The sequence below is a fragment of the Citrobacter sp. Igbk 17 genome, assembly GCF_028069775.1.
GTDB lineage: Bacteria > Pseudomonadota > Gammaproteobacteria > Enterobacterales > Enterobacteriaceae > Citrobacter.
Window position 1 is genome coordinate 1 of record NZ_JANEWI010000036.1, and the last position, 10,699, is coordinate 10,699.

Consider the following 10,699-nt stretch of genomic DNA (forward strand, 5'->3'; position numbering starts at 1 on the left):
CGGGTACCGGGCGGGTGGCCTGCTTTTGGCACAATTGTCCACAGACACTGAGCAGGCTGGCAAGGACTAAGGTTAGCCAGATCATTTAGGCCTGTACTGAATCAAGACCAGGCGCCCCTGATTGTCGATATAGTCAGCGGGAGGAATGGCAAGCTGATTAATATCCTCATCCTTCGAAATTGACAGCACGAGCGTAATGATCCCCTCCTGACGATGTTGCGCCAACCAGCCGGCAAAGTCATCCCGGCTAACGAAGCGTCCCTGGGCATCCGGATAATTAAGGCCATATTTTAACTCACCTGTTTGCCCGTACATGTTGATGTCATCGCGTTTCAGGCTCCAGGCCAGGCCAGCGGCAACGCCAACACTGTCGGTGAAAATATAACGGCTCGACTCCAGCGACTCTTTGGTCATCTCGACAAAAAACTGTGGCTGTTTGGATTCCATTACCCTGTCAGGTACTGAGAAGCCGAACAACAGCGCCAGCCCCAGCGGGCAGAGCGCTGCTAATTTCCAGTTTTTTTCACTGTTATTAAGCGTATACCAGCCAAATAGTGTCCAGGTGATAAAGATACCCCATGAGCAAAACACTTTATACGTTTCGATATGCGACCAGACCGGTGTCTTCAACGGTCCGAGCGTGGACACGATAAATGTGGCGACAATACCAATAACACCGAACAGAATATTGATCCAACCGTTGACGCGCAGGGCTGCAGAACCTTTTTCAGCAGCCTGCAAGCCAAACCGCGCGGTAAGGATCGCCAGCGGCGCGAAGCAGGAAAGAATATAGGTTGGCAACTTCCCTTTGGCGATACTGAAAAACAGTATCGGCATAATAATCCAGCTCAGCAGGTATAAGGCGCTACGTGGTACATCCCGTTCACGCCAGCCGGTACGCAATGCGCCCGGTAGTAGCCCGAGCCAGGGTAAGGCACCTGCCACGAAAACCGGTATGTAGTACCAGAATGGCGCTTTATGCTGGGCATCATCCTGCGCAAAACGCTGAATATGCTCAATCCAGAAAAAGTAGTGCCAGAAGTCAGATTCGCGTTGTGCAATCGCCAGCCCCCACGGCAGGACAATGGCAATACAGCTGATAATCGACAACAGACCGTAAATAAAGATCTCTTTCCAGCGCCTTTGCACGAAAACCCATGGCAGCACGCTGAGGACGGGGACAGCGAGCGCGAGAAAGCCTTTGGTCATCACGCCCATGCCGCAGGTGAGTCCTAACAGCAAAAAGGCGACAATTTTACCTGTTCTGGTGGTGGCCTGCATTCCCTCCCAAAAACAGCACATACCCGCCATTAGCCACAGCGCGATAATGGGATCAAGTACCGCATAGGTTCCGATACTGTAAACAGAGAAAAACGTTAGAAAGATGACGGCAGAGAGTATGGCCGTGCGTTTGTCACGCCATAGCCGCATTGCCAGCCAGGCGACCAGAAGTGCAGTCAGTAGGGTTGCAAAAATAGCCCCCGCCCTGACGCCAAAGTTGTTTGCACCAAACAACCATTGCCCGATGCTGTTTAACCAGTATCCCGCGATGGGTTTTTCAAAATAGCGTAGCCCTAAAAAATGTGGGACGATCCAGTCGCCAGACGTCAGCATTTCCCGACTGATTTCAGCATAGCGCGTTTCGTCGGGCTGCCAGAGCAGGCGGCTATTGATGGGTAAAATAAAATACAGTGCAATAAATGCGACAAATGCCAGGGCGTAACGTGCGGATTTCATGGTGTCACACTCGCGGGTTGCTGGCAGCCGAGCCATCCCTCTCTGCCGGGTATTTTGCCACGAACGATCTGGCCCGTTGGCAGTGTACTGATATCGTCTGGTAACAGTTCGCCCAGCGGACAAAACGTAATTCCTGCGTCGGCGGCACGAATGAGCAGATCGTCAAATTTCTGCTGAAAAGCAATGCCTTCCACCTCTGCGTGAATCGTGTAGACCGGGGTGCCTTTGTCCCGCTGAATACGGGAGAGAATATAGTCGTTGAAGTCCGCTGCCTGTACCTCCTGACCAACCACCTCATCCCATGTCGGTAGCGTGACCGGAATTTGTGGCGTACCCATTTCTCCTGTTTCAAGTACGGGACGGAATAACGATGTTCCCCTGCAATCGCTGTTATAGCGCAGATGGAATGTTTCTTTCGCCTCGACGACGCGCGAGTCGGCACGCCAGCCAGCGACGGCAGAACAGGTGACGGGTTGGCCGATGATCGTTTCGAGCGCATTAATGCCTCGCGAAATATCATCAATCAGCTGTTTATCGTTCCAACTGCCACTTCGTGATTGCCAGGCATGATGATCCCAGGCGTGCAAGCCTGTTTCGTGATATCGGGCAGCTTGCGAAATGATGGCCGCATTGGCCAGGCCAATTTCTTTTCCAGGCCAGGCGGTGCCGGCCAGTAAAATATCCCACCCGTAGAGCGAGGCTGCGTTTGAGCGCAGCATCTTCCACAAAAATTGCGGCTTCACCAGACGCCAGAGATGGCGTCCCATATTGTCGGGCCCGACGCTAAAAAAGAAACTTGCCCGAACGTTATGCCGGTTCAATGTCTCCAGCAGGCGGGGCACGCCTTCGCGTGTCCCCCTGAATGTATCGACATCTATGCGCAAGCCCACTTTGGTCATGATGTGTGTTCCGTGATATCCACACTGCGTAAGAAGAAGTCCAGCGTCTCTTCAACCGTTTCTTGCATCTCGATTGTTGGTTCCCAGTTCAGGCAACGTTTGGCGTTACGAATACTGGGTTTGCGGTGCTCAACGTCCTGGTAGCCTTTGCCATAGTAGCTGCTACTCTCAACGTCGCGGAAACCAGCAAACGGCGGGAAGTGCTGGCGCAATGGATGTTTTTCGAAACAGGACAGGAGCATTTCAGCCAGTTCCTGAATACTGGCTTCGTTATCCGGGTTACCGATATTGATGATCTCGCCATCACAGCGCCCGCCGTCGTTTTCAATGATACGGAACAGGGCTTCGATACCGTCACGAATGTCGGTAAAGCAGCGCTTTTGCTTACCACCTTCAATCAGCTTGATGGGGGAGCCTTCCACCAGATTCAGGATCAGTTGGGTAATGGCGCGTGAGCTGCCGATACGTGCGGCGTTCAGGCTGTCCAGACGCGGTCCCATCCAGTTAAACGGACGGAATAAGGTGAAACGTAGCCCTTCTTTTTCACCGTATGCCCAAATGACGCGATCCAGCAGTTGTTTAGAGACCGAGTAGATCCAGCGCGGTTTATTAACCGGGCCGACGATCAGGTTGGAGCTGTCTTCATCGAAATCTTTATCGGTACACATACCGTAAACTTCAGATGTTGACGGGAAAATGATGCGTTTGCGGTACTTGACACAGTAACGAATAATTTTCAGGTTTTCTTCAAAATCGAGTTCGAAGACGCGCAGCGGGTTGCGGGTATATTCAATCGGCGTGGCAATGGCGACCAGTGGCAGCACGACGTCGCATTTTTTCACATGATATTCAATCCATTCGGAGTGAATGCTGATATCACCTTCCACAAAATGGAATCGTGGGTGTTGCAGAAAACGCTCAATTGCATCGCTGCCAATATCAAGCCCGTAGATTTCGTAGTTATCTTCGCGCAGCAGACGTTCGGTCAGGTGGTTGCCAATGAAACCGTTAACGCCAAGGATCAACACGCGGGTGCGACGTTTGCTGGCGGAAACGGGCTGGCTGTTGAGGCGAGAACCGGCAACCAGACCCAAAACTTGTGCCAGCTGTGAGCCCTGCATGGTAATGCCATCACCCGCTTGCCCGGTAATGATTTCGAGTGCGCCATCGGCACAGGCAATCAGCAATGGTGATACGGAGATAACCGTTCCCGGCAGCGCCGCAGATGTATTTGCACTCTGGCGTGATGACCAGATGGTGAATTTTTGTGTACCGGCATAGCTAAATGCACCAGGCCATGGATCGGACACGGCGCGAACCATGTTGTGCAGTTGTGCGCAGGGTTTGTTCCAGTCGAGGAAACTATCTTCCGGCGTGCGGCGACCAAAACAGGTGGCGTCGGCTTCCTGCTGTGGGTATTCCTGAAAATCACCGGCTTTGATGGCTGGCAGCGCCTGCGCCAGTACCTCGCGGGCAGACTGGCATAATTTATGGTGCAGGGTTAACGCTACGTCATCGGGGGAAATGGTAATGCGTTGCTGGGCGACGATGGCACCAGCATCTGCGCGCTTGACCATGCGGTGAAGCGTCACACCTGTTTCGGTTTCGCCATTGACTAATACCCAGTTCAGCGGTGCACGGCCACGATATTTGGGCAGCAATGAGCCGTGCAGATTAAAGGCTCCCGCAGGCGCAAGACGCAGGATCTCATCGCTGAGTAAATGGCGATAGTAGAATGAGAAGATCACATCGGGGGCGAGTTGGCCGATCCGCTCGATCCACAGCGGATGATTGACCTCGTCAGGAGCGTACACCGGAATTCCTGCGCTGGCAGCGAGGCGGGAAACTGAGCCAAAAAACGCTTTTTCACCTGGGTTATCGGCATGCGTAAAAATAGCAGCGATGTCATAACCCGCATCCATCAGGGCCTGAACCCCCTGACATCCCATATCGTGATAGGCAAATACGACGGCTTTCATGCGCGGTTTTCCTCAGTTGACTGCGTGGTTTGTGGACGGATAACGTGTTGAACAAAATAGCGAGGGCGTGCGCGGACATCGTTATAGATGCGACCGATATATTCGCCGAGTAATCCCATGCCAATGAATTGCGCGCCGATAAAGGTAAACAGCACGGCAAACAGCATAAACACACCTTCTGCCGCCCACTGCGGGCCGAGCGTCAGGCGAAGAACAACAAGCAGGACCGACAGGGTAAAACCTGTGGCGGCAATGATGCTGCCCAGCAGGCTCAACATACGCAATGGCGTGGTGGTCAGGCAGGTTACCAGGTCATACATCAGGTTTATCAGACGCATGAAACTGTATTTAGAGTCGCCAAATTCACGCTCGGCATGGTGTACCGGGATTTCCGTGGCGCGGCGAGCAAAGATGTTAGCCAGGATCGGAATAAAGGTGCTGCGCTCCTGGCAATGCAACATGGCATCGACGATGTGGCGGCGATAGGCGCGCAGCATGCAGCCATAATCGCCCATGGCTTTACCGGTTGTTCGCTGAATCAGATGATTGATCATCCGTGAGGCGGTCTTACGAAAGCGGCTGTCCTGGCGGTTCTGACGCACCGTGCCGACGACATCGAAGCCTTCTTTTGCCGTGGCAACCAGCCGCGGGATCTCCTCTGGCGGGTTTTGTAAATCAGCATCCAACGTGATGATCAGGTCGCCAGTGACGTGGCTGAAACCGGCCATAATCGCCGAGTGCTGCCCATAGTTTCGATTCAACAGAATAGAGACAATATGGCTGTTCGGTGCCTGAGAGGCGTCCATCATCAGTTGAGCCGAATTATCACTGCTACCGTCATCAATGAGCAGGATTTCATATTCAGTATCCAGTTTTTCGCAGGCGGCGCTGGTGCGCCTGATTAATTCTGGCAGGCTTTCCTGTTCGTTAAAAACGGGAATGACCACCGAGACTTTACTAATCGGTGAGGCTTCAAACATGCTTATTGTCCTGCAATCTGGCGAAGTGCCGTAATGACGCGTTGTGTGTCATCGTCGGTCATGTCGGGAAATAGCGGCAGTGAACAAATGCGTGCGCTATTCCATTCGGTATTAGGCAGAGAAAGATCGGTGAAACGTTCGCGATAATATTTCTGCGTGTGGGCCGCGCGAAAATGCAGGCCTGTGCCAATATTTCTGGCCTTTAGTGCTTCCATCAGAGCATCTCTGCTCAGCCCACAGCGGGCTTCATCCACGCGAATGATGAACAAATGCCAGGCGTGCAGATGCGACCACTGAGGCAGGGTGAGCGGTTGAAACGGCGTATCGGCCAGCGCCTGTTGATACTGCTGCGCAATTTGCGCCCGGCGCGCGTTCAGACGATCCAGCTTGTTCAACTGCACCAGGGCGATGGCGGCGTTGATGTCAGTCAGGTTGTACTTGTATCCCGGCGCGAGAACTTCAGCCTGCGGCGCGCGACCATAGGTTTGACGGTCATAAGCATCTACACCCAGGCCGTGGAATTTCAGGCTGCGAAGCCGTTGAGCGAGCTGGCTGTCGTCAGTAACAATTAACCCACCCTCTGCACAGGTCACATTCTTGATCGCGTGAAAGGAAAAGATTGCGGTACCACGAGCACCAACATGACGCCCCTTGTATAACGTTCCGACGGCGTGCGCTGCATCTTCAATAACAGGGATTCCGTAGCGTTCACCGATGGCGTAAATGGCATCAAGATCGGCCGGGGCCCCGGCATAATGCACGGGAATAATAGCTTTGGTTCGTGGTGTGATAGCGGCTTCAATGTGTTCGGGGGTCACCATCAGCGTATCGCGGTCGACATCGATCATAACCGGTGTGGCGCCCAGCAGGACAATCATGTTGAGTGTCGATACCCACGTCATCGACGGGGTGATCACTTCATCGCCTTCACCCACACCCAGCGCCATTAGCGTAATGTGCATACCTGCCGTCGCGGAACAGACGGCAACGGCGTTTTGGTTTCCTGTGAGCTGGCAGAAAGCGTCTTCCAACTGCTGATTTTTAGGACCCGTGGTTATCCACCCTGAATCCAGAACCGCCTTAACTGCGGCAAGTTCTTCATCACCCATTGCCGGACGGGAGAAAGGCAAAAAGTCAGACATCATTATTCCTTCAAGCCATTTAACGCCACCGCAGTTTTATTTTTAGTGATAAACAGGGGCATCGTTAATTATTTCATCAGGCCACAAAGGTTAAAGACTGAAGGTTAATTTATCCTTAAGAGTTTAAGGTTGGAGATATAAAGGGGGATGTGCAGGAGATTATTTTATTTGTCTGAAAATAAATGATTTTTACGAGTGTTTTGTCGTGGCTATGGCATTGCAGCCCTGCTGCTGAATGATGAGTGCAATGCCATGATCTGAAGGATCAATATCCTACTGCTATCACCATTTAAGCTGACAATAACCCTTTCAATGTTAACGTTTTACGTGTGGCGATGTTTAAATCGTATTGGGCGAGATCTTCCGGTTTAACCCAGGCGAAGTCCTGGAACTCTTCGTTAATCTTTACTTCACGGTTAGCGGAAACACAATCGAAGATGAGATAAATCATGTAAATCTCTTCCTGGCTACCATCAGCATAGGTTTTGGTTCGAATATCGTCACTGAAGGTCCAGGGGGTAATCTGCGATAACTCGAGGTGTTCTCCCAGTTCTTCCCTGATTTCCCGACGTAAGGCTTCTTCGATACGCTCTCCTGGCTCAACGCCGCCGCCAGACAACGCCCACTGACCAGGGAAAACGCCGCGATCGTCGGCCATTTTGCACAGTAAATAACAGCCTTCATTTTGAATGAGTGGGCAAACAATCGTTCTTTGACGCATTAGTCTGTTCCTTGTAGGGGAGGGCGGAGGAGTCCATCGTTAACATATCTTACCTTTTGCAGGCGACAGAAAAAACGCTTCATTGCTGTTTAAGTCTGCTTTGCCGGGGAAAAGAAGGTTGTCTGTTAAAAACGGCAATCAGGTGCCTTTCACCGTCAATTTCAGGTAAGAACTTAACCTTACTGAAATATTGCGGGTAGTATTTAGTTACAATATGTCATTGCATCGCTTTTTTAGCTCATTGATTCCTCGCTATCTGGCAGTACAATCCAGCGGTTTTGGGGCTATGTTTTGATTCTTGCTGGAAAGGATAGAAAATGAAAAAAAGTTTATTACTGGGTTTTGCCGGAATGCTGTTTGTTTCTGCGTCGGCGAATGCGATTAGCATTAGCGGTCAGGCTGGCGAAGATTACACTAACCTCGGTTTTGGTATGGGTACTGAGTCCACCGGACTGGCTGTTAGCGGCAACTGGATGCATAACGATGACGACGGTGATGTTGCAGGGCTTGGCCTTGGTCTGAATATCCCTCTGGGTCCGTTGCTGGCAACAGTCGGTGGGAAAGGTATCTATACCAACCCGAAAGACGGTGATGAAGGCTACGCGGCAGCTGTCGGTGGTGGTTTACAGTGGCCGATTGGCGACAGTTTCCGTCTGTTTGGCGAATACTACTACTCCCCGGACTCACTCTCCAGCGGGATCGACAGCTACGAAGAAGCAAATGCTGGTGCGCGCCTGACGATTATGCGTCCGCTGAGCATTGAAGCAGGTTACCGTTACCTGAATCTGGCGGGTAAAGATGGCAACCGCGATAACGCGATTGCTGACGGCCCATACATCGGGGTTAACGCCAGTTTCTAATCTACCAGGCGCGGCGTTCAGTCGCGCCTTCCCCCCTCCTTGCGTTATAGTGTTTTCATCATAAAAGCAGGAGAACACGATGTTAAACGTGGAGATGCTATCCACCGGGGATGAAGTGTTGCACGGACAAATCGTCGACACCAATGCCGCCTGGCTGGCCGATTTTTTCTTTAATCAGGGATTACCATTAACACGCCGCAATACGGTAGGCGACAATCTGAATGATTTGGTCGCTATTCTGCGTGAGCGTAGCGAACATGCTGATGTGCTGATCGTCAATGGTGGCTTAGGGCCGACCAGCGATGATTTGAGCGCACTGGCGGCGGCAACCGCAAAAGGTGAAGGGCTGGTTCTGCATGAAGCGTGGCTGGCCGAAATGACGCGTTTTTTCCGTGAGCGGGGACGTGTGATGGCTCCGAGCAATCGCAAACAGGCTGAACTTCCGGCCAGCGCGGAGTTTATTAATAATCCGGTCGGAACGGCCTGCGGGTTCGCCGTGAAGCTTAATCGCTGCCTGATGTTTTTTACGCCGGGTGTGCCGTCAGAATTTAAAGTCATGGTTGAACATGAGATCCTGCCGCGCCTGCGTGAGCGTTTTTCTCTTTCTCAGCCCCCGCTATGCCTGCGCTTAACGACTTTTGGTCGTTCTGAAAGCGATCTGGCGCAGAGCCTGGACTCTCTGGTTTTACCACCCGGGGTGACAATGGGGTATCGCTCGTCGATGCCGATTATCGAGCTGAAGTTAACCGGGCCTGATTCCCAACGTGAAGCGATGCTGGCGCTATGGCCAGAGGTGAAACGCGTTGCCGGCCAGAACATGATTTTTGAAGGTACCGAAGGGTTACCTGCGCAAATTACCCGTAAGCTCCAGGAGCGCCAGTACAGTCTGACGCTGAGCGAGCAATTTACCGGAGGCTTAATTGCTCTGCAGCTGTCTCGCGCCAGTGCCCCGCTGTTAGCGAGCGAGGTGGTGCCATCTCAGGAAGAAACGTTGGCACAAACGGCGCACTGGATAACCGAACGACGCGGCAACCATTATGCCGAACTGGCGCTGGCGGTATCGGGTTTCGAAAACGAACATATTAACTTCGCACTGGCAACACCTGACGGTACGCATGCCTTGCGGGTGCGACTCAATGCAAATCGCTACAGTTTGGCTATTCGTCAGGAAGTTTGCGCAATGATGGCGCTTAATATGCTGCGGCGTTGGCTAAATGGTCAGGATATTGCCGGGGAACACGGCTGGATAGAAGTGGTTGAATCGCTCACGATTTAATGATTGATTGGGAAGGCTAAAAACCTTCCCAATCTGACTCATTCTGTGACATCGTCAGGCAATAGCCCAGTAATTAACCGAACCAAATCACGATCAATTCCATTTACCAGCATCATGCGCGCGATACGTAAGGCTTCTTCTTGCGTACCTTTCTGTACTCCTTGCGCTAATCCTTGTTGTAGCCCATTGTGGTGACCTTCTTGTTTTAGCCTCTCTGCGATTGTCATCAACCTCTCCTTGTGGTGGGGGGAACGTTCAGCAACTTCATGGATAAATTCGCTGACGTGAGAAACGTCACCGTACCGTAGCAGGTAATTAAATAGCGTTTGTAGCTGGCTGTCATTAGCGGTGCTTGTAACTAATAGCGAGACCAGGCGGTCCACTAATCCCATCAAATCGCGATCGCGGATATGTTTTTGCATCAACTCTAGCAGTGCAACACGCCGATGCTGTGCGATTTCATCGTCAGGTATCACGGTAATGTCGACCAGCGGAAAGGCTTCTGAATAAAGCTGTCGTGCCAGCTGTGGATTGTCAAATTCATCCAGCCAGTTGAGTGACCAGGGATAAGGACTTTGTTGACCGTGATAAAACAACATGGGGATTACCAGCGGCAGCGTTTTATTCCCGGCATCAAGATGATACTGCATCGCAGCAGTGGCATAACGCATCAGGCGAAATGCCATGTGCTGTACCGCCGTACTCTGATGTTCAATAACACAATAGATATAGCCCTGGCCTTCGCGGGTTTCTAACGACCACACTACGTCAGAGTAGTATGCGCGGAGATCTTGTTCGATAAAACTGGTGGACTCCAGCTTCAGCGTTTTTAAATCGCATATCTCACGTAATGCGGTGGGAAGATGTATATCCAGATAATCCCGAGCCATCTCAGGGTAAGACATTATCTTTTTAAAAACGGCATCATGCGGTGTAGATGTAGTGGATTTAGCCATGGTAGTCCGTCACCGGAAAGAGAAGATGGCGTGACGGTATCCACTTTTAAAATGCGCTGCATGCGGGAAATGGGGTCTTTGCGTGGGTGAATCAGAGATAAATACGCCCGACTGCAACGTATTCAATTAAGCGGAACGGGCTACGCAAA

The 10,699-nt window shown here is 51.8% G+C and carries 9 protein-coding genes and 1 pseudogene; 2 read left to right on the forward strand and 8 right to left on the reverse strand.

The genetic code is table 11. The features are described 5' to 3' along the window. The 7 genes and pseudogenes from NNO08_RS18505 to nudI form a co-directional block, all read right to left on the reverse strand. Positions 1 to 85 (reverse strand): annotated as a pseudogene (locus NNO08_RS18505) (4-amino-4-deoxy-L-arabinose-phospho-UDP flippase); the annotation flags it as partial. Beyond that, complete coding sequence (gene arnT, locus NNO08_RS18510; RefSeq protein WP_271457305.1) at positions 82 to 1,737, reverse strand: lipid IV(A) 4-amino-4-deoxy-L-arabinosyltransferase; 1,656 nt, start codon at positions 1,735 to 1,737, stop codon at positions 82 to 84. The gene arnT and the pseudogene NNO08_RS18505, both read right to left, overlap by 4 nt. Beyond that, a complete protein-coding gene (arnD, locus tag NNO08_RS18515; RefSeq protein ID WP_271457285.1) occupies positions 1,734 to 2,636 on the reverse strand; it encodes a 4-deoxy-4-formamido-L-arabinose-phosphoundecaprenol deformylase in 903 nt (300 codons plus the stop codon). The genes arnT and arnD overlap by 4 nt, the downstream gene beginning before the upstream one ends. Continuing rightward, positions 2,633 to 4,615, reverse strand: coding sequence for a bifunctional UDP-4-amino-4-deoxy-L-arabinose formyltransferase/UDP-glucuronic acid oxidase ArnA (gene arnA / locus NNO08_RS18520; RefSeq protein ID WP_271457286.1), 1,983 nt, complete (start codon positions 4,613 to 4,615; stop codon positions 2,633 to 2,635). Before arnA ends, arnD begins: the two co-directional genes overlap by 4 nt. Then, the gene (gene arnC, locus NNO08_RS18525) at positions 4,612 to 5,595 is read right to left on the reverse strand and encodes an undecaprenyl-phosphate 4-deoxy-4-formamido-L-arabinose transferase (protein WP_005129419.1); all 984 of its coding nucleotides are present in this window, start codon (positions 5,593 to 5,595) and stop codon (positions 4,612 to 4,614) included. The genes arnA and arnC overlap by 4 nt, the downstream gene beginning before the upstream one ends. A gap of 2 nt (positions 5,596 to 5,597) precedes the next feature. Then, positions 5,598 to 6,737 (reverse strand): UDP-4-amino-4-deoxy-L-arabinose aminotransferase, encoded by a 1,140-nt coding sequence (gene arnB, locus NNO08_RS18530; RefSeq protein ID WP_271457287.1) that lies wholly within the window; start codon positions 6,735 to 6,737, stop codon positions 5,598 to 5,600. Between the two features lie 289 nt (positions 6,738 to 7,026). Then, positions 7,027 to 7,458, reverse strand: a complete 432-nt coding sequence (gene nudI / locus NNO08_RS18535; protein WP_271457288.1) for a nucleoside triphosphatase NudI — start codon at positions 7,456 to 7,458, stop codon at positions 7,027 to 7,029. Positions 7,459 to 7,775: 317 nt separating this feature from the next. Between nudI and NNO08_RS18540 the strand changes: the two genes are divergently transcribed. Continuing rightward, entirely contained in the window at positions 7,776 to 8,318 is a 543-nt protein-coding gene (locus tag NNO08_RS18540; RefSeq protein WP_048211092.1) for a YfaZ family protein, read from the forward strand. 79 nt (positions 8,319 to 8,397) lie between these two features. Further along, the gene (locus NNO08_RS18545) at positions 8,398 to 9,594 is read left to right on the forward strand and encodes a nicotinamide mononucleotide deamidase-related protein YfaY (protein WP_271440128.1); all 1,197 of its coding nucleotides are present in this window, start codon (positions 8,398 to 8,400) and stop codon (positions 9,592 to 9,594) included. Between the two features lie 38 nt (positions 9,595 to 9,632). Here the strand turns inward: NNO08_RS18545 and NNO08_RS18550 are convergent, their stop codons facing one another. Further along, positions 9,633 to 10,550, reverse strand: a complete 918-nt coding sequence (locus tag NNO08_RS18550) for an Rpn family recombination-promoting nuclease/putative transposase (protein WP_271448519.1) — start codon at positions 10,548 to 10,550, stop codon at positions 9,633 to 9,635. Positions 10,551 to 10,699: the final 149 nt, after the last annotated feature.